The sequence below is a fragment of the Flavimobilis soli genome, from assembly GCF_002564025.1.
Taxonomy (GTDB): domain Bacteria; phylum Actinomycetota; class Actinomycetes; order Actinomycetales; family Cellulomonadaceae; genus Flavimobilis; species Flavimobilis soli.
The window spans coordinates 1,423,898-1,445,115 of the sequence record NZ_PDJH01000001.1 but is presented as its reverse complement, the minus strand read 5'-3'; the positions used below and the strand labels follow the sequence as shown (position 1 = coordinate 1,445,115).

21 protein-coding genes are annotated in these 21,218 nt (G+C 72.2%); 9 read left to right on the top strand and 12 right to left on the bottom strand.

The features are described from left to right. Positions 1-6 precede the first annotated feature (6 nt). Entirely contained in the window at positions 7-915 is a 909-nt protein-coding gene (locus tag ATL41_RS06590; protein WP_098457765.1) for an alpha/beta fold hydrolase, read from the bottom strand. Then, complete coding sequence (locus ATL41_RS06585; protein WP_098457764.1) at positions 912-1,667, bottom strand: winged helix-turn-helix transcriptional regulator; 756 nt, start codon at positions 1,665-1,667, stop codon at positions 912-914. Before ATL41_RS06585 ends, ATL41_RS06590 begins: the two co-directional genes overlap by 4 nt. Before the next feature lie 165 nt (positions 1,668-1,832). On the opposite strand from ATL41_RS06585, the gene ATL41_RS06580 reads away from it, so the two are divergent. From ATL41_RS06580 to dtd, 7 genes are all read left to right on the top strand, one after another. Next, positions 1,833-2,549: a hypothetical protein gene (locus tag ATL41_RS06580; RefSeq protein WP_098457763.1), complete on the top strand. Its 717-nt coding sequence runs from the start codon at positions 1,833-1,835 to the stop codon at positions 2,547-2,549. 52 nt (positions 2,550-2,601) lie between these two features. Then, entirely contained in the window at positions 2,602-2,982 is a 381-nt protein-coding gene (locus ATL41_RS06575; protein WP_098457762.1) for a DsrE family protein, read from the top strand. Positions 2,983-3,281: 299 nt separating this feature from the next. After that, positions 3,282-3,827: a heme-binding beta-barrel domain-containing protein gene (locus tag ATL41_RS06570; protein ID WP_098457761.1), complete on the top strand. Its 546-nt coding sequence runs from the start codon at positions 3,282-3,284 to the stop codon at positions 3,825-3,827. Between the two features lies 1 nt (position 3,828). Next, on the top strand, positions 3,829-4,995 hold the full coding sequence (gene ygfZ / locus ATL41_RS06565) for a CAF17-like 4Fe-4S cluster assembly/insertion protein YgfZ (RefSeq protein WP_098457760.1): 1,167 nt from the start codon (positions 3,829-3,831) through the stop codon (positions 4,993-4,995). Positions 4,996-4,999: 4 nt separating this feature from the next. Continuing rightward, the gene (locus tag ATL41_RS06560; protein WP_098457759.1) at positions 5,000-6,091 is read left to right on the top strand and encodes an FUSC family protein; all 1,092 of its coding nucleotides are present in this window, start codon (positions 5,000-5,002) and stop codon (positions 6,089-6,091) included. Positions 6,092-6,131: 40 nt separating this feature from the next. Continuing rightward, positions 6,132-6,470 (top strand): DUF2516 family protein, encoded by a 339-nt coding sequence (locus tag ATL41_RS06555; protein ID WP_098457758.1) that lies wholly within the window; start codon positions 6,132-6,134, stop codon positions 6,468-6,470. A gap of 1 nt (position 6,471) precedes the next feature. After that, positions 6,472-6,906 carry a D-aminoacyl-tRNA deacylase gene (gene dtd, locus ATL41_RS06550; protein ID WP_098457757.1) on the top strand — a complete coding sequence of 145 codons (435 nt, stop codon included), beginning with the start codon at positions 6,472-6,474 and terminating at the stop codon, positions 6,904-6,906. A 121-nt stretch (positions 6,907-7,027) separates the two neighbouring features. Here dtd and ATL41_RS06545 read toward each other — a convergent pair whose 3' ends face one another. The 7 genes from ATL41_RS06545 to ATL41_RS06515 all read right to left on the bottom strand — a co-directional run bounded on the left by ATL41_RS06545 (position 7,028) and on the right by ATL41_RS06515 (position 13,640). Next, the gene (locus ATL41_RS06545; RefSeq protein ID WP_098457756.1) at positions 7,028-7,813 is read right to left on the bottom strand and encodes an ABC transporter ATP-binding protein; all 786 of its coding nucleotides are present in this window, start codon (positions 7,811-7,813) and stop codon (positions 7,028-7,030) included. Between the two features lie 190 nt (positions 7,814-8,003). Next, on the bottom strand, positions 8,004-9,464 hold the full coding sequence (locus ATL41_RS06540; RefSeq protein WP_098457755.1) for an MATE family efflux transporter: 1,461 nt from the start codon (positions 9,462-9,464) through the stop codon (positions 8,004-8,006). Between the two features lie 232 nt (positions 9,465-9,696). Continuing rightward, positions 9,697-10,578, bottom strand: a complete 882-nt coding sequence (locus ATL41_RS06535; protein WP_098457754.1) for a PKD domain-containing protein — start codon at positions 10,576-10,578, stop codon at positions 9,697-9,699. Further along, complete coding sequence (locus ATL41_RS06530; protein ID WP_169924504.1) at positions 10,575-11,210, bottom strand: DUF6318 family protein; 636 nt, start codon at positions 11,208-11,210, stop codon at positions 10,575-10,577. Before ATL41_RS06530 ends, ATL41_RS06535 begins: the two co-directional genes overlap by 4 nt. 152 nt (positions 11,211-11,362) lie before the next feature. Next, positions 11,363-12,127: an amino acid ABC transporter ATP-binding protein gene (locus ATL41_RS06525; RefSeq protein WP_098457752.1), complete on the bottom strand. Its 765-nt coding sequence runs from the start codon at positions 12,125-12,127 to the stop codon at positions 11,363-11,365. Next, on the bottom strand, positions 12,124-12,792 hold the full coding sequence (locus ATL41_RS06520) for an amino acid ABC transporter permease (RefSeq protein ID WP_098458966.1): 669 nt from the start codon (positions 12,790-12,792) through the stop codon (positions 12,124-12,126). Before ATL41_RS06520 ends, ATL41_RS06525 begins: the two co-directional genes overlap by 4 nt. 41 nt (positions 12,793-12,833) lie before the next feature. Then, positions 12,834-13,640 carry a transporter substrate-binding domain-containing protein gene (locus ATL41_RS06515; RefSeq protein ID WP_219810365.1) on the bottom strand — a complete coding sequence of 269 codons (807 nt, stop codon included), beginning with the start codon at positions 13,638-13,640 and terminating at the stop codon, positions 12,834-12,836. A gap of 556 nt (positions 13,641-14,196) precedes the next feature. On the opposite strand from ATL41_RS06515, the gene ATL41_RS06510 reads away from it, so the two are divergent. Then, complete coding sequence (locus ATL41_RS06510) at positions 14,197-16,764, top strand: ATP-dependent Clp protease ATP-binding subunit (protein ID WP_098458965.1); 2,568 nt, start codon at positions 14,197-14,199, stop codon at positions 16,762-16,764. A gap of 159 nt (positions 16,765-16,923) precedes the next feature. Then, positions 16,924-17,685, top strand: a complete 762-nt coding sequence (locus ATL41_RS06505) for a 6-phosphogluconolactonase (RefSeq protein ID WP_098457751.1) — start codon at positions 16,924-16,926, stop codon at positions 17,683-17,685. Between the two features lie 257 nt (positions 17,686-17,942). On the opposite strand, the gene ATL41_RS06500 is transcribed toward ATL41_RS06505, so the two are convergent. The 3 genes from ATL41_RS06500 to ATL41_RS06490 all read right to left on the bottom strand — a co-directional run bounded on the left by ATL41_RS06500 (position 17,943) and on the right by ATL41_RS06490 (position 21,179). Further along, complete coding sequence (locus ATL41_RS06500; protein WP_169924503.1) at positions 17,943-18,770, bottom strand: alpha/beta fold hydrolase; 828 nt, start codon at positions 18,768-18,770, stop codon at positions 17,943-17,945. A 53-nt stretch (positions 18,771-18,823) separates the two neighbouring features. Next, positions 18,824-20,098 carry a Na+/H+ antiporter NhaA gene (gene nhaA / locus ATL41_RS06495; RefSeq protein ID WP_098457749.1) on the bottom strand — a complete coding sequence of 425 codons (1,275 nt, stop codon included), beginning with the start codon at positions 20,096-20,098 and terminating at the stop codon, positions 18,824-18,826. A gap of 172 nt (positions 20,099-20,270) precedes the next feature. Next, complete coding sequence (locus ATL41_RS06490; RefSeq protein WP_098457748.1) at positions 20,271-21,179, bottom strand: NAD(P)-dependent oxidoreductase; 909 nt, start codon at positions 21,177-21,179, stop codon at positions 20,271-20,273. Positions 21,180-21,218: the final 39 nt, after the last annotated feature.

Genomic DNA, 21,218 nt, shown 5'->3' with positions numbered 1-21,218 from the left:
CCGCCGTCAGCGCCAGCGCGCGAGGAAGTCGAGCAGCAGCGCGTCGACCTCGTCGGGGCGCTCCTCGTGGAGGAAGTGACCTGCGTCGTCGAGCATCTCGAAGCGCAGGTCGCGCGTGAGCGCGGCCGCGTCGAGCTCCGCGCCCTCGGGGCGCAGGAAGACGTCGTGCGCACCGTGCACCTGCATCGCCGGCACGGAGATCGGACGCCGGACGACCGAGAGGAAGCGGCGGCCGTCGAGCCGCGGCGTCGACCGCATGAGCCAGCGCACCGCCTCGATCGAGTTGTGCGCCGCGAACGGCACCGCCATCGCCGTCTCGTACGTCGCGAGCTCGCTCGAGCTGCGGCGCTCGTACGACCCCTCCACGATCAGCTGCGTCGTCAGCGAGCGGTTCGCGAAGGCGCGCTCGGGCAGGACGGGCAGCTGCAGGAACGCCACGTGCTTGAGCGCGGCCGGCGTGAGCCCGGAGCGGGCGGTGCGGTGCAGCCGGGCGGGGTGCGGGGCGCTGAGCGCGACGACGCCGTCGGTCACCGACGGCTGCAGCGACGCCATCGCCCACGCGACCATGCCGCCGAGGCCGTGCCCGACGACGACGGCGCGGCTCGCACCGAGGCTGCGGACCACGCCCGCGACGTCGCGCGTGCGGGTAGCGACGTCGTAGCCCGACGGCGGCTTGTCGGAAGCCCCGACGCCACGCAGGTCCATCGCGGCCACGCGGTGGCCGGCCGCGGCGAGCGACTCGATCTGGTGGCGCCACGTCCACCAGAACTGCGGGAACGAGTGGAGCAGGACGACGAGCGGGCCGGGAGCGTCCTCCGGCCCTGCGACGGCGACGTGGAAGCGTGCGCCGTTCGCGGGGACCAGCTCGTGCTTCCACGGGCCGTCGATCAGGACCGAGCTGAAGTCGGCGCTCACAGGTCTCCTGTCTCGGAGCCGGCCGTCGCGGGCTCGGTCGCGGGATCGGCGGCCGGAGCCTCGGCGCCCGGGCGGCGGGACGACGGCGGGTCGAAGCGGTAGCCGACGTTGCGCACCGTGCCGATGAGCTGCTCGTGCTCGGGGCCGAGCTTCGCGCGAAGGCGACGCACGTGGACGTCGACCGTGCGCGTGCCTCCGTAGTAGTCGTAACCCCACACCTCCTGGAGGAGCTGCGCACGCGTGAACACGCGGCCCGGGTGCTGGCCCAGGCACTTGAGCAGCTCGAACTCCTTGTAGGTGAGGTCGATCGGCACGCCGCGCACGCGAACCGTGTAACCGCTCGCGTCGATCACGAGGTCGCCCGAGGAGATCTCCTCCGGTGCGTCGTCGGCACGGGTGCCCGAGCCGCGCTCGATCGCGAGGCGCAGGCGCGCCTCGACCTCGGCGGGCGACGCCGTCTCGAGCAGCATGTCGCTCGCGCCCCACTCGCTCGTGACGACGGTCAGGCCGCCCTCGGTGAGGATGAGCACGAGCGGGACGTCTAGCCCCGCGGCCTGCAGGACGCGGCACGTCGTGCGTGCGCCAGCGAGGTCGTGGCGGGCGTCGAGGAGCAGCACGTCGGAGTCAGGGGCGTCGACCAGGGCGGACGGCTCCATGGGAAGGACGCGCACGCGGTGCGTCAGGAGGCCCAGCGCAGGAAGCACCTGCGCAGAGGCGCCGGCTGCCGGTGTCAGGAGCAGGAGCTCGGCCACACGCCTCACCTCCCTCTCTCGAACACGGGTCGATCGTCGACGCAGCGGGATGCCGGTGACGTGCCGACATTATCGTCCGACGGAGCACATGGTCGTGGACAGGGCCAACATCTGGGAGAATCGCACTGACTCCCAGCCCTACGACGCCCTGGACGTGCGTACACAGTGAGCAGATCGACCCGCGCCGTCGTGACGGCCGCGCTGGCCGCACTCGTCGCGGTGGCGGCGTACCTCGGCGAGGTGCCGCTGGTCGCCGTCTCGGCCGTCCTCGTCCTCGTCTTCGCCGCCGGGTGGCCCTCCCTCGTCGAGCTGCCCTGGCCTGCTGGTGCGGCCGTCGTGCTCGCCGTCGTCGGTCTTGGCGCCGTCGCGGCCGTCCTGGGAGACGACGGCCTCGCCTTCCTCCCGTTCGTCGCCGCCGGGGGCCTCATCCTGTCCTTCGTCCGCGAGATGCTGCGCCGCGACGGTCGCGCCCACCTCGTCGAGTCGCTGTGCGGCACGGCGGGCGGCGTCTTCATCGTGATGTGCGTGTCGGGGTGGGTCGCCGTCTACTCGGGCGAGGGCGTCGTCGTGTGCGCCGCCGCGACGCTCGCGGTCGCGTCGGCTGTCGCAGCCGCGCTCCCGTGGCGCGGCTGGGCGAACGTCGGGCTCACGGTGGGTGCCGCGGTCGGCGTCGGCTCGGCCATCGGTGGTGTCCTGCCGCAGGTCGACCTCGCGCAGGGGCTGTGGCTCGGTGCGACCGCGGGCGTGGTGACCGCGTCCCTGCACGTGATGTTCGAGCGCCTGCCGAGCGCGCGCACCCGCACGGGCGGCCTGTCCGCCGCGCTCGTCCCGGTGCTCGTCGGCGGCATGCTCGTCCACGTGGTCGCGTCGATCGTCGTCTGAGACAGGTCCCACGTCCCCGGAGGGACGTGGCCGGCACGGCTAGGGTGGCGCCATGCCCACCGAAGAGCCCGCCACACCCTCGCTCGTCGTCAAGGTGACCGCTGGAGCCGAGCGCGCCGAGGCCTGCAACCAGGCCTTCACCGTCGCAGCGGCCGCGGTCGCCGCCGGGGTCCGCGTGAGCCTGTGGCTCACGGGCGAGGCCGCATGGTTCGCCGTCCCGGGCCACGCTTCCGCGTTCGAGCTCGAGCATGCCGCCCCGCTCGACGCGCTCCTCGAGACCGTCCTCGAGGCCGGCACCGTGACCGTGTGCACGCAGTGCGCCGCCCGCCGCGACCTCACCCCCGCCGACCTCCTGCGCGGCATCCGCATCGCGGGAGCCCCCGCCTTCGTCGAAGAGGTCATGGCCCCCGGGGCTCGCTCGCTCGTCTACTGACCCCGCACCGGCGCCCTGCCCGGGACGAGACCCGCGTCACGCGTGGCCGAGCCCGCCCGACGTTAGGATCGAGCCATGGGAATCGAAGCACTCGAGGCAGTATTCATCGGCCTGCTCGTCGCAGCGACGGTGACGATCACCTGGTTCGCAGGTCTCGTCGTCGTGAAGCTGTTCCGGGGTCAGGCGCAGCGCTGACGCGGACGCGGTCGGGGTCACGGACGATCTCGACCGCGCGCGGCGTTCTTGCGTGGGCCTGACGCGCCCGCGTCCACCAGCACCACCCCCGAGCGGAGCTTCCCATGCCCTTCACCTTCCCCGAAGGACTCGCCCCCGAGGCGTACCCCCTGGCCTGGCTCGTCGGCCACTGGCGCGGCGAGGGAGTCATCTCGTACCCGGACATCCCCGAGACGACGTTCGTCCAGGACGTCGTCTTCGACCACGACGGCGGCCCGTACCTGCGCTACGAGGCGACGACGCGTCTGCCCGCCGTCGAGCCCGGTGCTGACGGACCTGACGGCGAGGAGACGGTCTGGTCGACCGAGACCGGCTACTGGCGCGTCTCGCCCGAGCCGCACGAGGGAGCACGCGAGGACCAGGCGTCGCTCGAGGTGCTCCTCGCCGACCCGGCCGGCCGCGTGAGCGTCTACCTCGGCGTCGCCGGCAACGGTCGCATCGACCTCGTCTCGGACCTGATCGCCCGCACGTCGACCGGCGCGGACGTCTCGGCGTCCAAGCGCATGTACGGCCTCGTCGAGGGCAGCCTCATGTGGGCGTGGGACCTCGCCGCGTTCGGCAAGCCCCTGCAGTCCTACGCCTCCGCCCAGCTCTTCCGCCAGGAGTCCTGACATGGACACCGCGGTGCCCGACGACGCGAACGCGAAGGAGGAGCGCGCGGTGCGCCCGAGCCCGCTCCTGCAGCGGCACGGCGCGGTCGCCGCGTCCGGCCCGGACGCGGGCGTCGCCTGGCACTACGGCGACCCCGTCGCCGAGCAGCGCGCCCTCGCCCGCGGTGCGGCGGTCGTGGACATGTCCCACACGGGCGTCGTCACGATCACCGGACCCGACCGCCTGACCTGGCTGCACTCGATCACGTCGCAGGACGTCGCGGCGCTCCCGCCGCGCACCTCGACCGAGACGCTCGTCCTCGACCCGCACGGTCACGTCGAGCACGCGCTCGGCGTCGTCGACGACGGCACGACGACGTGGCTGCTCACCGAGGGCGACCACGCCGCACCGCTCGCCGCGTGGCTCGACCGCATGCGCTTCATGCTGCGCGTCGAGGTCGCCGACGTGACCGAGCAGTGGGCCGCGATCGGCGAGGCCGTCCGCGCCGAGGGCGCGCCCGACGAGCCCGTCACGTGGGTCGACCCGTGGCCGCGCACCGCACCCGGCTCGACGCGCTACGGCCCGGCCGACGACGCGCACCCCGGCCAGGACCGGCCGTGGCGCCTCGTGCTCGTGCCCCGCGCCGAGCTCGTCGACGCCGTCCGCGCCCGCGAGGCTGCCGGATGGCGCCTCGCCGGGACGTGGGCGACCGAGGCGATGCGCGTCGAGGCCCTGCGCCCGCGCCTCGACCGGGAGGTCGACGACCGCACGATCCCGCACGAGCTCGACTGGCTGCGCACCGCCGTCCACCTCGCCAAGGGCTGCTACCGCGGCCAGGAGACGATCGCGCGCGTGCACAACCTCGGCCGCCCGCCGCGCAGGCTCGCGCTCGCGCACCTCGACGGCTCCGGCCACCTGCTCCCCGAGCCGGGTGCGGCCGTCCGGCTCGACGATCGCGAGGTCGGACGCGCGACGTCCGTCGCGCGGCACCACGAGTACGGTCCCGTCGCGCTCGTCGTCCTCAAGCGGTCGGTCGATCCGGAGGCCGACCTCCTCGTCGACTGCGACGGCGGTGCCGTAGCGGCCGGGCAGGAGGTCGTCGTGAGCGCCGAGGGCTTCTCGACCGACCGGCCCGCACCGCGCGGGCCCGTCGCCCGGGGCCTCGCGCCCCGCGCCCCGCGAGGCTGACACGTTGGGGGACGCCGTCGCGCGCCGTCGGCTCGTGAGCATCCGCCTGCGGCAGGGACGCGACCGCGTCCGCAACGCCGCCGTCCCCGTCCTCGTCGCGGCCGTCGCCGCCGGCAGCGCGTACGCGATCGCCCGGTACGGCCTGGGCCACGAGATGCCCGTCTTCGCGCCGATCGCTGCGTGGGTGTGCCTCGGGTTCCGGCACGAGCGCGAGCTGCGCCGCGTCGCGGAGCTCGCCGTCGGCGTCGCGGTCGGCGTGGGCTTCGGCGACCTCGTCGCCCACTTCATCGGCTCCGGCCCCTGGCAGATCGGCCTGACGCTCGTCGCCGCCGCGCTCCTCGCCCGGTTCCTCGACCGCGGCCAGATGCTCACGACGCAGGCGGGCGTCCAGTCGATCGTCATCATCGGCATGCCGCAGATCAGCGCCGGGCCCGTCGGCCGGTGGACCGACGCCCTCATCGGCGGCGCGATGGCGCTCCTCGTCGCCGTCCTCACGCCCGGCGACCCGCGCCGGTACGCCCGCAGGCTTGCGGGGGAGGCGACGAGCGTCCTCGCCGAGGCCATGCGCGTCCTCGCGCGCGGCCTGCGCACGGGCGAGCACGAGGACCTGCGCGACGCCCTCGCGAGAGGACGCACGACCCAGCCGCTTCTCGAGGAGTGGCTCGCCTCCGCGCGGGCCGGCTACGAGAACACCCGCATCGACGCGAGCACCCGCAAGTACCGCGACGACTTCGTCCTGCTCGAGCGGCAGGCCGTGCTGCTCGACCGGGCCGTGCGGTCGGTGCGCGTCCTCGCCCGCAGGGTCGAGGGCCTCGGCCCCGACTCCGGGCGGGACCTGTCGATCGTCGCGCCCGTCGTCGGCGAGACCGCGCAGGCGGTGCAGGAGCTCTCGGGTGCCCTGCTCAACGGGAGCGACCTCTCGGGCGCGCGCCGTGCCCTCGAGGCGGCGGCCGCGCTCGCGGACCCGGGGCAGCTCGGCGAGACCGACTGGTACGTGCAGTCGCTCGTCGTGCTCATGCGCAGCCCGATCGTCGACCTCCTGGAGGCGACCGGCGCGAGCCCCGGGGAGGCGCGAGCCGCGCTTCCCGCGATCTGACGTCCGGGTGCTGGTCAGGGAGGCGGGTTAGCATCGGCGGGTGTTCACCCTTGCGCAGCTGTCCATCGTCTTCGTCCTGTGCGTCGCCGTCTTCGCGAGCCAGGTGTGGGCGTTCGTCGACGCCGCCCCGCGCGCCGCGCGCGGCTTCACGGCGGAAGGCAAGCTCACCAAGACCAAGTGGCTGCTGATCCTCGGCGTCTGCGCGCTCTTCGGCTTCATCAGCCTGCCGTACCCGATCGGCATCGGCGGGCTGTCGTTCCTCGTCGTGATCTCCGCGGTCCCGCCGATCGTCTACTTCGTCGACGTGAAGCCCGCGATCGCCCCCTACGGCAAGGGCAAAGGCGGCTCGCGGGGCACCGGCAACCGCGGCGGGTGGTGACGTGCGCGTCGTCGTCCAGCGCGCCTCGCGCGCCTCGGTGACCGTCGCTGGCGAGGTGCTGTCGTCCTTCGACGAGCCGTGCCTCGTCGTCCTGCTCGGCGTGACGCACGACGACGGCCGAGACCAGGTCGCGACTGTCGCGAGCAAGATCGCGAACCTGCGCATCCTCCGCGACGAGCGCTCGGCGCTCGACGCCGGAGCGCCCGTGCTCGTCATCAGCCAGTTCACGCTCTACGGCGACGTGCGCAAGGGCCGTCGCCCGACGTGGAACGCCGCTGCGCCGGGCGCGGTCGCGGAACCGCTCGTCGACGCGGTCGTCGACGCCCTGCGTGGGATGGGGCTCCGGGTCGGGGCGGGGCGTTTCGGCGCTGACATGGCGGTCGAGCTCGTCAACGACGGCCCCGTGACGATCGTCTACGAGACTTCTGCGGCATAGCTCTTCGCGGTGCCTGTGTGGCAGCCGCGCTGCGGCTGCGGCCCTGCCCGGCTCGCCCTGTGCAGCCCCGGCCACGCACGCCTCGAAGCCGCGACGCCAGCCCTGGCTAGGGCCGGGCGTCTCAGCGCATGCGCTGGACGGCGAGCGGCGCGGCCTCGGCGAGGCCGCGCACCGACGGGTGCTCGCTCTCGGCGAGCACGCGGTCGAGCGGGCCCTCGGCGACGAAGACGCCGTCGGCCAGGAAGTGCACGGTCTGCGTCATGCGCGCCATGAGCTCGAGGTCGTGCGTGACGAGCAGCATGCCCGTACCGAGCGTCTCGAGGACGTCCTTGATCGCCGTCGCGACCTCGAGGCGGGTCGCCGGGTCGAGCGCGGTGAGCGGCTCGTCGAGCAGCAGGATGTCCGGGCGTGACGCGATCGCGCGGGCGAGCGCGACGCGCTGACGCTCGCCGCCCGAGATCGTGTACATCTGCCGGGTGCCGAAGGACGCGGGCAGCGCGAGGGACTCGAGCAGGTCGCCCACCGTCAGGCTGACGGTGCGGCCCGCCTTGCGGGCCTCGGCGAGGCCGGCCCTGACGACGGCGTCGACCGTCTTGCGCTGGTCGACGTTGTTGACGAGCTCCTGCTGGCCGACGTGGCTGACGGCGGCACGGAACTCGCGCTTGTCGCGCGGGCCGATGCGGTGCACGGGGCGCTTGCCCCACGTGACGGAGCCGGAGAGCGGCTTGATCTTGCCGGCGAGCGCGCGCAGCAGCGTCGACTTGCCGACGCCGGACTCGCCGACGACGCCGATCGGCGCCTCGCCCGGGACGACGTCGAGGGTCACGCCGCGCAGCGGCTCGACCCCCGGGTAGCCCGCCCACAGGTCCTGGGCGTGCAGCGACTTCACGGACTTGGGACCGGCCATCGTGTGGTTCTCTCCTCGTGCCTGTGCCCGGCGGGGTCGCCGGGCACAAGATCTATCGTGCTCCATCAGGTGCCGGTACCTCTAACGGACGAGGGTCCCGGATCGCTCCCGGGTGGCGTCGTGCGCGCTCGTGCGGCTGCCCGCGGCGGTGCGACGGCGGCTGCCCGTGGCGGTGCGACGGCGGACCGTCTCACTGCCCGGGCGGCACCGAGGCGGGGCGTGCGTCGGGGGTCGTGCCTGCGGCCGCGGCCTCGGCGAGGGCAGCGGCCCCGGTCTCGTCGGGGGCGGCCGGGGCGGCCGCGGTCACGGGACGCCCCGGGTTGCCGTGCTGCAGCGTGCGCCAGGCGCGGACGTACCCGGGCAGGAGCACCGCGACGGCGCCGGCCCATGCGAGGGGGTTGGCCCACACGACGCCCGAGAACCCGAACGCCGCGCCGAGGATCATGGCCGCCCCGATGCGCATGCCGAGCTCGACGACGCCGCTCGCCGTCGGCGTGAACGTGCGGCCGAGCGCCTGGAGCGCACCGCGCACGACGAACAGGACGGCGAGCACCCAGTAGAGGGAGCCGTTGACGAGGAGGAACAGCGCGGCCATGTCGACCACCTCTTCCTCGCCCGCACCGACGAAGAGCCGGACGATCGCGCTGCCCCACAGGGCGAGGGACGCGCCGATCGTGACCGCCGCGACGACGGCCATGATGATCGCCTGCCGGATGCCGCTGCGGATGCGGTCGTAACGGCCGGCCCCGTAGTTCTGGGCCGTGTAGGTCGATGCGGCGATGCCGAGCGAGGACATGACGGCCATCGAGATGCCGTCGACGCGCAGCGCCGTCGTGTAGGCCGCGACGGCGTCTGCGCCGAGCGTGTTGAGGCGCACCTGCACGGCGACCGCGCCGATCGCGATGATCGACATCTGGAAGCCCATCGGCAGGCCGATGCGCAGGTGCTCGCGGAGCTCGGCGCGCGGGACGCGCCAGTCGTCGCGGCGCACGTGCAGGACGGGCACGCGGCTGCGGACGTAGAGGAGGCACAGGACGACCGAGACGAGCTGCGCGACCACGGTCGCGAGCGCCGCACCGCCGACGCCGTAGCCCGCGCCGCGCACGATCGCGAGGACGAGGCCGATGTTGAGCAGGCACGACACGATGAGGAAGAGCAGGGGAGTGCGGGAGTCGCCGATCGCTCGGATGACGGCGGAGAGGAAGTTGAAGTACATCGTCGTGGCGGCGCCGGCGAAGGTGACGACCGCGAACGTCGTCGCCTCCGGGACGAGCTCCTCGGGGGTGCCGAGCAGGCGCAGGGCCGTGCCTGCGAAGAGCGTGCCGCCGACTGTGACGAGGATGCTCGCGGCCCCGGTGAGCAGGGTTCCTGCGGCGACGGAGCGGCGGACGGCGGCGAGGTCACCTGCGCCGAACGCCTGCGCGGTCGGGATCGCGAAGCCCGACGTCATGCCGAAGGCGAAGCCGAGGAGCAGGAACATGAGCCCGCCGGTCGCGCCGACGGCGGCGAGCGCGTCGACGCCGAGCGTGCGCCCGACGACCATCGCGTCGGTGATCTGGTAGAGCTGCTGGACGACGTTGCCGACGAGCAGGGGCACCATGAAGATGCCGATGACGCGCCAGGGCGTGCCGGTGGTGAGGTTCCTCGCCATGGGGGTCGGGCTCCGTGCTCGGGGGGATGCGGCGCGACGCGCGCCCGCCTCAGCATCGTAACGTTTCGACGACTCTCCCCGCGGACCGCTCCGGTACGTCAGCCCACTGATCGCCCGTGTACACACGTCATGCGTGCATCCGTGCTACCTGTGGACGGGCGGTTGGGGCTCGATGCCGCACTGCATAGGGGCCGCTCAGATGCCGTCTGCCGGCGCACTGCCTAGGGGCCGCTCAGCTGGGTGGTGTGACGAGGCGGGTGCGGATCTCGTGGGTGGTGAAGGGTTCGGAGGTGCTGGTGGTGGTGTTCTGTCCGTCGACGTCGCGCCAGCTGGTCTCGCCGACGAGGCGCCATTGGCCTTGCCAGGTGGCGGTCAGGGTGACGGTGTAGGTGCCGAGGCGGGTGTAGACGTGGGTGACGGTCTTGTCGGGGTAGGGGCCGCCGGGCTTGGTGGTGGTCAGCGGCTTGGTCTTGTCGCCGAAGTCCCAGCGCCACTCGATGGGGGTGGCTCGCAGCTCGACCGGGGTGCCGCCGACGGTCGTGGTGAGGGTCTGGGGTTCATCGTCGGAGTAGACGATGGTGTCGATCTGTACGAAGGTCCACCCGCGCCCGTCGATCACGGTCACCGGGGGCGCTGTGATGGTCATCTCGGCGAAGGCGCGGCGCACGTCGTCGATGAGGCTGCCTTCTTCGGGGGTGACGCACTGCCAGGAGGAAAGTGCGGTCCACGGCCCCCATTCCGCGGTGCCGCTGAGGCGGCTGCGGGTCTCACGTGGCGGCTGGAGGATCTCCCCTTCGGCGCACTCGAGGTCGAACCCGTCACACCGGTAGGAGTAGGCCGGTTCATAGGTGACCGACGAGCCAGGCTGGCACATCGCCGGGTCGATCACCCGCGACTCGACGAGAGGCGGGCCGGAGACTGGTCTAGGGCGAGGCGTGCTCGACTTTGGGTCCTTCCCGAGCCACCAGGCCCCGATGTCGACGCGCCTGTCGGTAGCATCGGCTTTCCACCTTGACGCGGGATCGTCGCCGAGTGCAGCGGGTGTCGTACGTGGGGGCGAGGGAGCCGGAACTGCGATGGCGATGGCCAGGGTGACGGCGATGAGCTGGTTCATGACCCCGCCCCATCCGCGAACCTGACGCCGCGGCGGTCACCCACCTTCCACTCGTCGCCTGTCCAAACAGCAATAAGAGCCGTGGTGTGGGACTCCTTCGGCTGAGTGGACTGTTCGCCGCTCGGGGAGGTCCTCAGGGACGGATCCGTGTTGGTTGCAACGATCCAAGTGTGTCGGTTCTCGGAGGACTCGGCCTCGTGCAGCTCGATGCGTTCGATCTGAGTCTGCTCTCCAGCGTATGACCAGTCTGACTCGTGGCCCTCCTCGATGCCCTCAGCGAGTTCAAGGCAGTACTCACACGTCGGTGTCGAGATGCCTCGCAGCAGCGACGTGTCGCCGGTGTTGAGCGTGTACCCGTACAGCGCGACGAAGTACTCGACCGCTGCCTTCGACCCGACCTTGCCGGGGGTCGTGAGGTCCGCGGGCACGCGCGGCGGTGTCGTGATCTTCTCGATCGCCAGCTCGGAGGGCGCGGCGACAGCAGGCGACGGCGACGGACTCACCGCCGGGGTCGCGGCAGTCGTCGCCGGTGCGGTCGGCGCGGGCGCTGCCTCGCTCGTGCACCCGGTCAGGAGGATCGCCGCGAGAGCGACGGAGGCGCAGCGCAGGGCGGACGAGCGGATTGCGGGCATGGTGAGCAACGTAGCGATCCACCGCTCAGGCCGCCACATATGTCCCGAACCTGTGGATTGGAGGGTGCGCGCGTCCCGTACCGGTCTCACAGATCGCCCGGATGCACACTCGGAGTGTGCAGGGGAGCGATCCGTCGAGGAGGAGGGGCGCCCTACTCGCCGAGCGGGTCCAGCACGCGCTTGAGGAAGCGCTGCGTGCGCTCCTGCTTCGGCGCGACGAGCACGTCCGACGGCGGTCCCTCCTCGACGACGACCCCGCCGTCGAGGAACACCACGTGGTCCGCGACCTGCTGCGCGAACCGGATCTCGTGCGTCACGACGACCATCGTCCAACCCTCGGCCGCCAGGTCGCGCATGACCGCGAGCACCTCGCCGACGATCTCCGGGTCGAGGGCCGACGTCGGCTCGTCGAACAGGAGCAGCGCGGGCCGCAGCGCGAGCGCCCGGGCGATGCCGACGCGCTGCTGCTGGCCGCCCGAGAGCTGTGCCGGCAGCGCGTCCTCCTTGCCCGCCAGCCCGACCTTCGCGAGCAGCTCGCGCGCCTGCGCCTCCGCCTGCGCCCGCGGGACCTTCTGGGCGTAGATCGGCCCCTCGGTCACGTTCTGCAGCGCTGTGCGGTGCGGGAACAGGTGGTGCGCCTGGAACACCATGCCGGAGCCGGCCCGCAGACGGCGCACGTCCGCGGGCGAGGGCGACGCGGCGAAGTCCACCGCGGCGTCGTCCACCTGCACGACGCCGCGCTGCGGCGTCTCGAGCGCGTTGAGGCAACGCAGCAGCGTCGTCTTGCCGGAGCCTGACGGCCCGATCAGCACGGTGACCGACCCGCGCTCGACGCGCAGGTCGATGCCGCGCAGCACGTCGTTGTCGCCGAAGGACTTGTGCAGGTCCCGGACCTCGAGAAGAGCGGGGGCGGTCATACGGTCACGTACCTCTCCAGGCGGGACTCGAGCCTCGACTGCCCTGCCGAGAGCACCGTGCAGATCAGCCAGTAGTAGACGGCGGCGAGCGAGTACAGCGCGAGGAACTCGTACGACGGCGCCGCGATCTCCTGCGCCTTGCGCAGCAGCTCGGTCACCATGATCGACGACGCGAGCGAGGTGTCCTTCACGAGCGAGATGAACGTGTTGGACAGCGGAGGGACCGCGACGCGCAGGGCCTGGGGCAGGATCACGCGCCGCAGCGTCGTCGGGTAGGTCATGCCGATCGTCTGCGCCGCCTCCCACTGGCCGCGCGGGACCGACAGGATCGCCGCGCGGATCGCCTCGGCCGCGTAGCCGCCGACGTTGAGCGAGAACGCCACGATCGCCGACGGGAACGGGTCGATCACGACGCCGAGCGACGGCAGCGCGTAGAAGATGATGAACAGCTGCACGAGCAGGGGCGTGCCGCGGATGAGCGACACGTACGCCCGCGCGACCCAGCGCAGGACGCGCCACCGCGAGATGCGGGCGAGCGCGACGACGAGCGCGATGACGAGACCGATCGTGAACGAGACGAGCGTCAGCGGGATCGTGCCGCGCACGGCCCCGACGAGCAGGGGCACGAGCGAGTCGAGGAGCAGCTGCTGGAGCTGTTCGTCGATGCCGAACAACGTGAGACCTCCGCTCGTCAGGGCCGTGGCCGTCACTTCGAGATGTCGGTGCCGAAGTACTTCTCGCCGATCGTGGCGAGCGTGCCGTCGGCGGCGAGCTCGCCGAGCGCCTTGTTGATCTCGGCGACGAGGCCGGAGTCCTTGCGCAGGGCGAACGCCTGGACGACCTTCTCCTCAGGGATGTCGAACGCGATCTTCACTGTCGTGTCGCCGGTCGACTCGAGGTACTCGAGGGCGGCGAGGTTGTCGTTGACCGTGAAGTCGACGCGACCGTCGCGGACGGCGGCGACGGCCTCCGTGAAGCCCTCGACCGGCTCGACCTTCGCGCCGTTCGAGCGGGCGATCTCGCCCCAGTTCGACGTCGCCGTCTGGGCCGCGGTGCGGCCGTCGAAGCCGGCGATGCTGGTCAGCTCGGTGTCGTCGGCGCGGACGATGACGACGGGGACGGAGACCGAGTACGGGTCGGACAGGTCGTACTTCGCGGCGCGCTCGTCGTTGATCGTCACCTCGTTCGCGATGACGTCGTAGCGCTTGGCCTCGAGGCCCGCGAAGATCGAGTCCCACTTGGTCTCGGAGAACTCCGGCTTGACGCCGAGCTTCTCGGCGACCGCCGTGATGACGTCGATGTCGTAGCCGGTCAGCTCGCCGGACGACGCGTCGTGGAAGGTGAAGGGCGAGTACGTGCCCTCGGTGCCGACCTTGAGGACGCCCGACTCCTTGAGCGCAGCGACCGGGTCGGCTGCGGCCTTGTCGTCGCCGTCGGACGAGCACGCGCCGAGCGCGAGCGCGGACAGGACGACGGCGGTGGCGGCGGCAGCGGCGGACCTACGGATCTTCATGGTTCTCCTGAGGGGTGGTGACAGCGACGCGGCCGGCGGACACGTGTCCGCAAGGTCCAGGATGTCCCTGTCGTTCGGGAGGCGCAGCCCGAGGTTGGGCGTGCGCCGGGGAGGTGTCGGACGGCGCTCGCCGCGACGGCGGTCAGGCCGGTGCGGGGAGGCTCACGTCAGCGACGGGGAGGGGACGACGGCGAAACGTGTCGCGACGACGTCGGGCACCCGAGCGGGGTGCGGGGGCAGCGTCTCAGCGCTGGCAGGTACAGCCGACGACGGCTGCGGGCAGGCAGCAACAGCGCGTCGACGAGGACGTCGAAGCGGGCTGGAGAGCGCTCTGCCGGATGTTCACGCTGGGAGCGTACCTGACGCCAGGCGAGGCGGACGCAGAACGTGACGGAGGTCCCGACGGGTGGTCGCCGGGCCCGGCGCAGCCCTGCCCGCGAGGTGTCACGCCGATGGCGAACACGGGCATCACGGGCCCCCTCGCTTGGTTAGAGTCGAAGCGGTCAGACCTGTGCGCTATCCGGCGCGGGTGAACGCCGCTCGTGAGGAGCAGCAGATGTTCGAGAGATTCACCGACAGAGCGCGTCGGGTGGTCGTCCTTGCCCAAGAAGAGGCACGGATGCTCAATCACAACTACATCGGCACCGAGCACATCCTGCTCGGCCTGATCCACGAGGGGGAGGGGGTCGCCGCCAAGGCGCTCGAGTCCCTCAACATCTCGCTGGACGCCGTGCGTCAGCAGGTCACGGAGATCATCGGCGAGGGCCAGCAGGCGCCGTCGGGCCACATCCCGTTCACGCCGCGCGCCAAGAAGGTGCTCGAGCTCTCGCTGCGCGAGGCCCTGCAGCTCGGCCACAACTACATCGGCACCGAGCACATCCTGCTCGGCCTCATCCGTGAAGGCGAGGGCGTCGCCGCCCAGGTGCTGACGAAGCTCGGCGCCGACCTCAACCGCGTCCGTCAGCAGGTCATCCAGCTGCTGTCCGGCTACCAGGGCAAGGAGCCCGTCGCCGCAGGCGCCCCGAACGAGGGTCAGCCCGCCGGCTCGGCCGTGCTCGACCAGTTCGGGCGCAACCTCACGCAGGCGGCCCGCGAGGGCAAGCTCGACCCCGTGATCGGTCGGTCCAAGGAGATCGAGCGCGTCATGCAGGTCCTGTCGCGCCGCACCAAGAACAACCCTGTCCTCATCGGTGAGCCGGGCGTCGGCAAGACGGCGGTCGTCGAGGGCCTCGCCCAGGACATCGTCCGTGGCGACGTCCCCGAGACCCTCAAGGACAAGCAGCTCTACACTCTCGACCTCGGCGCGCTCGTCGCCGGCTCGCGCTACCGCGGTGACTTCGAGGAGCGCCTGAAGAAGGTCCTCAAGGAGATCCGCACCCGCGGCGACATCATCCTGTTCATCGACGAGATCCACACGCTCGTCGGTGCCGGTGCTGCCGAGGGCGCGATCGACGCGGCGTCGATCCTCAAGCCGATGCTCGCCCGCGGCGAGCTGCAGACGATCGGTGCGACGACGCTCGACGAGTACCGCAAGCACATCGAGAAGGACGCCGCCCTCGAGCGCCGCTTCCAGCCGATCCAGGTCGCGGAGCCGAACCTCGAGCACGCGATCGAGATCCTCAAGGGACTGCGCGACCGCTACGAGGCGCACCACCGCGTGTCCATCACCGACAGCGCTCTGGTCGCTGCCGCGACCCTCGCGGACCGCTACATCAACGACCGCTTCCTCCCGGACAAGGCGATCGACCTGGTCGACGAGGCGGGCGCGCGCCTGCGCATCCGCCGCATGACCGCGCCACCGGAGCTGCGCGAGCTCGACGAGGCCATCGCCGAGGCGCGCCGCGACAAGGAGTCCGCGATCGACGAGCAGGACTTCGAGAAGGCCGCTGGCCTGCGCGACAAGGAGAAGCAGCTCACCGCCCAGCGCGCCGACCGCGAGAAGGCCTGGAAGTCCGGCGACCTCGACTCGGTCGCCGAGGTGGACGAGGACCTGATCGCCGAGGTGCTCGCGCAGTCGACCGGCATCCCGGTCTTCAAGCTGACCGAGGAGGAGTCGTCGCGACTGCTCAAGATGGAGACCGAGCTGCACAAGCGGGTCATCGGCCAGGAGGCCGCCATCAAGTCGATCTCGCAGGCGATCCGCCGTACGCGCGCCGGGCTCAAGGACCCGAAGCGTCCCGGCGGCTCGTTCATCTTCGCGGGTCCGACCGGTGTCGGTAAGACCGAGCTCGCCAAGGCGCTCGCCGAGTTCCTCTTCGGCGACGAGGACGCGCTCATCCAGCTCGACATGTCGGAGTTCTCCGAGAAGCACACCGTCTCGCGGCTGTTCGGCTCGCCTCCCGGCTACGTCGGTTACGACGAGGGTGGCCAGCTCACCGAGAAGGTGCGTCGTCGCCCGTTCTCCGTCGTGCTGTTCGACGAGGTGGAGAAGGCCCACGCCGACATCTTCAACTCGCTCCTGCAGATCCTCGAGGACGGCCGCCTGACCGACTCGCAGGGCCGCGTCGTGGACTTCAAGAACACGATCATCATCATGACGACGAACCTCGGCACGAGGGACATCGCCAAGGGTGTGATGACCGGTTTCGCCGCGTCCGGCGAGCTCTCGACCGACTACGAGCGGATGAAGGGCAAGGTCAACGACGAGCTCAAGCAGCACTTCCGGCCTGAGTTCCTCAACCGTGTCGACGACGTCGTGGTCTTCCCGCAGCTCACGCACGACGAGATCGTCCAGATCGTCGACCTGATGATCGCTCGCCTCGACAAGCGTCTGCGCGACAAGGACATGAGCATCGAGCTCACGCCCGCCGCGAAGAACCTCCTCGCGGACAAGGGCTACGACCCGGTCCTGGGTGCCCGTCCGCTCCGCCGCGCCATCCAGCGCGACATCGAGGACGTGCTCTCCGAGAAGATCCTCTTCGGCGACCTGAAGTCCGGCGAGAACATCGTCGTCGACGCCGAGGGCGAGGCCCCGCTCGGGACGTTCACCTTCCGCGGCGAGCCCCGGAAGGCGGGGGCGCCGTCGAGCGAGGTGCCCGAGATCGACTCGCTCGCAGTTCCCGCGTCGAGCGGCCCGTCGGGCAGCTCGAGCGGTGGCGAGGGTCAGCTCAGCGCAGGCGCCTGAGCCCCAGCACGACGACGAAGGCCCCCGGTGCGAGAGCACCGGGGGCCTTCGTCGTCTGTCTCACGCCACGCGGGGCGAATGGGGATAAATACACCCGATGCGATGGCAAGGTCAACCATAACCTCGACGGCGTGGCGTACGGCTGATAGGTAATCCCCTATGACATTCGCCGTCGACGGTCTCACGGTCGAGATCCACGAGCGCGCTGAGGGGCTCGGGGACCGCGCCGCGACCCTGTTCACCGACGCGGTTCGCGCGGTCGTCGACGAGCACGGGGAGGCGCGCGTCCTGATCGGTACGGGCAACGCCCAGCTCCCGTTCGTGAGAGCGCTCGCGACCAAGGACATCCCGTGGGCGGCCGTCACGCTGTTCCAGATCGCCGAGTACGTCGGGCTGCCGCTCGACCACCCCGCGACCTATGGCACGTGGATCCAGGAGCACCTGGTCGAGCCGTTCCAGCCGGGGATCGTCCACCGCCTGGACGGCGACGCGGAGTCGCCGCTCGCCGAGGCCGAGCGCTACGAGGCGCTCCTGCGCGAGGACCCGATCGACATCGTCCTCCTCGGCATCGGGGAGAACGCGCACATCGGCCTCAACGAGCCGCACGCCGCATGGTTCGAGGACCCGCGCTGGGTGCGCGTCGTCGCGCTCGCGGAGGCGTCTCGGCAGCAGGAGGTCGGCGAGGGGCACTTTGCCGTCATCGACGACGTGCCCGCCCGGGCGATCTCCGTGACCGTGCCCGGGCTGCTCGCGGGCGAGAAGATCATCGTCAACGTGCCGGAGCGTCGCAAGGCCGCGGCGATCGCCGCGACGCTCTCCGCGCCCGTCGGCCCCGCCGTCCCGTCGACGGCCCTGCGCACGCACCATGACGCGATCCTCCTGCTCGAGCCGGAGTCGTCGAACGCGCCCTCCCCAGACTGACGAGCGCTGCCGCATCCCCGATCGCCCTCGGCCGAGGCGAGCGCCGTGCGCGCAACGCGCCGTGCGCGCAACGCGCCGAGCGCGTGGGGCGCCGGGTGCGAGGTGGGGCGCCGAGCGCGCGGGGCGCCGGGGGCGTGGTGGGCGCCTCGCGCGAGGTAGGGCGTCGCCCGCGACGTAGGGCGATCCAGAGCCCTGTCTCGCGTGGGAGGGCCTACCTCGGGGTGTGTCGCCGCTGGCGTGACGGCCTGGCGGTCCGTTCAGCCCGCGGTGCGGGGGACGAGCGCCTCGTCGAGGAGGTGCAGGTAGGTCGCGCGCTGCTCACGTCGGACGTCGTGGCCCGCAGCGAGGACGAGCACCTCACCCTTGCCGTCGAGCAGCTCTTCGGCCCGCTCGGCCATCTCTGCGGGGATGATCCCGCCGAGCTCCTCCTGCCCGAGCAGGACCGTCGTCGTGAACTCGCCGTCGGGCGCGAGCCGCGCCAGCGGTGACAGCCAGTCCTGCGAGAAGCCGGCCGCGCGGTCGAGGAAGCGCGGGTCGAGCTGGCGCTTCGACGCCGCCCACGGCGCGGCCTCGGCAGCGGGCCACGTCGGGTGGTCGCGGGTGACGGACGCGAGGAGCCGTGCGTACGGTGTGGTGTTCAGCTCGCGCAAGGTGCGCGCGACGTCGGGGAAGGTGGTGTCGCTCGCCGTCCAGGCAGGGTCTTCGAGCACGAGGGCCGAGACGAGCGCGGGACCGCGCAGGGCGAGGTCCTGCGCGACGAGCCCGCCGAGCGAGTGGCCGATCAGGGCCGCCGGTCGCTGGGCCACGCGGTGGACGACGACGGCGAGGTCGTCGGCGAGGGCGCGCACCGTGACGGGACCGTCCGGGAGCGGGGAGTCTCCATGGCCGCGCAGGTCGGAGACGATGACGAGCCGGCTCTCGGCGAGGTGCTCGACGACGCCGGGCCAGCAGGCGGCGGAGTCGCCCAGGCCGTGGACCAGCACGGCCGGGGGGAGCGGGGAGTCGGTGGGGCCGAAAGCTGCCCACGTGACGTGACCGAGGTGGCCTGAGCCTGCCTCGATGACCCCGTAGCTGTGGTCGCTCACGTCGCTCGTCGCCTCTGTCCTCGCCTCGGTGCTCCCGCTCGGCCTGGACGATCCTAGCCGTTGTGCGGCGGTTCCTCCTGGGGGCGTACCTGCACGTCGTCGGTGCGGACGGGGGCGGTGCGGTGGACGCGCGAGCGCCAGGCGAGGAGCAGGCCGCCGAGCAGGGCGGACAGCAGCGAGCCGACGAGGATCGCGGCCTTGCCCGCCTCGCTGTCGGCGGAGCCGGGCGGGAAGGAGAGCTCGCCGATGAGCAGGGCGACGGTGAAGCCGATGCCGCCGACGCACGCGACGGCCACGACGTCCAGCCAGCGCAGAGCAGGGTCGAGGGTCGCGCGCGTGAGCCGCACGAGGAGCCAGGTGGCGGCGGTGATGCCGAGCGGCTTGCCGACGACGAGGCCGAGGACGACGCCGATCGCGACGGGGTTGCCGAGCGCGTCGCGCAGGGCGTCGGGCGTCATGGTGACGCCAGCGGCGAAGAGCGCGAACACGGGGACCGCGAAGCCTGCGGAGATCGGGCGCCAGCGGTGCTCGTAGTGCTCGGCGAGGCTGTGGTTCTCGCCCTCGCGGGCGAGCGCGGGCACCGTGAAGCCGAGCAGCACGCCGGCGATCGTCGCGTGGATGCCCGACGCGTGCATGAGTGCCCACGCGAGGACGGCGAGGGGGACGAGCAGCCACGGCGAGGCGCCGCCGCGCTTGCGGACGAGCACCCCGAAGGCGGCGATCACGAGGGCGGCGCCGCCCATCATGACGAAGTCGAGGGAGGCGGTGTAGAACGCCGCGATGACGATGATGCCGAGCAGGTCGTCGACGACGGCGAGCGTGAGCAGGAAGGCCCGCAGTGCGGTGGGCAGGCCCTTGCCGGCGATCGCGAGGACGGCGACGGCGAATGCGATGTCGGTCGCGACCGGGACGGCCCAGCCGTGCATGGCGCCGTCGCCGACCACGTTGACGGCCGCGTAGAGGAGGGCCGGGACGGCCATGCCGCCGACGGCGGCGACGATCGGCACGATCGCGGTCGACGGGCGGCGCAGCTGGCCGTCGACGATCTCGCGCTTGAGCTCGACGCCGACGACGAAGAAGAAGATCGCGAGGAGCCCGTCGGTCGCCCACTGCGCGAGCGTGAGGTCGAGGTGCAGGCCCGAGGGGCCGACCCGGGACGCGGAGAGGTCCCGGTAGCTGTCGCCCCACGGCGAGTTTGCCCAGAGGAGCGCGACGACGGCGCCGGCGAGCAGGAGGATCGCGCCCGTGTTCTCGGCGCGCAGCGTGTCGAGGAAGTTCCGCCGGGAACCCGGGGTGAGCGATCCGAGGATCGGGTTCTTGTCAGTCATGTGGGGTCCTCGTCGTCGGGCACGGTCCACGGGAACGATAACGCCGCCGACAGCGCCGGACCGCCGCGCTCGCGGCCTCCGCGCTCTGGTGGCGGAGGGGCGGGGCGTGCTACGCGTGCGCGCACGCGCACTCGACAGCTCGTGTCACGCGGGGGCAGTGGAGTGACGCAGATCACCTGCCGCTGTCGGGCCGTTCGAGTCGTTCGACCCAGGCCTGGACGACGGCGGTGTCCTGGTCGCCCAGGCCTGCGTCGGTCAGGTCGGTGAAGAGCGTCCGCAGGGTGTCGAGCTGCGGGGTGCCGGTGCCGGTACGCACCGCCTCCTCGGTCGCGAACGTGAGGTCCTTGACCATGAACCTCGCGGCGCCGGACGGCGAGTGGTCGTGCTCCGCGAAGCGCCGCGCCTTGACGTCGAGGATGCGCGACCCGGCGTACCCCGTGCCGAGCAGCGCGAGCAGGCGCCCGACGTCGAGCCCCGCACGCTCCGCGAGCACGCTCGCCTCGCCGAGCGCGGCGACGGTCGCGGCGACGATCATCTGGTTGCAGGCCTTGGCGACCTGGCCCGCGCCGAGCGGGCCGAGGTGCTCCGGCCGTCCGCACGGAGCGAGCGCCGCGCACGCCCGCGCGGCGTCGTCGTCAGGGCCGCCGACCATGATCGCGAGCGTGCCGGCGCGCGCCCCCTCCTCGCCGCCGGATACCGGGGCGTCGACGACGCGGACCGCGCCCCCCGTCCGGTCGCGCAGCTCCGAGTCGAGCTCGCGCACGCCCTGCGGGGACGACGTCGAGCTGACGACGACGAGCAGGTCGTCGCCCGCGCCGGCGAGCAGGCCCTCCGCGCCCTCGAGGAGGTCCCGGACCTGGGGGAGGTCGGGGACCATGAGGACGACGGTGTCGCAGGCCGCCGCGAGCTCGCGAGCCGACCCGTGCCAGACGGCCCCGCGCGCGACGAGCGGCTCGGCGGCAGCGGGCCTGCGGGCAGTGATGTGCAGCCGCCCGGGCCCCAGCGCGTCGAGCAGGTGGCCGGCCATGGGGGCGCCCATCGTGCCGAGGCCGATGAAGCCGACGTGTCCGCGCGTGTTCATGCGGCCACCCTAGCGCGTCCGTCCGGCATGGTGAATACT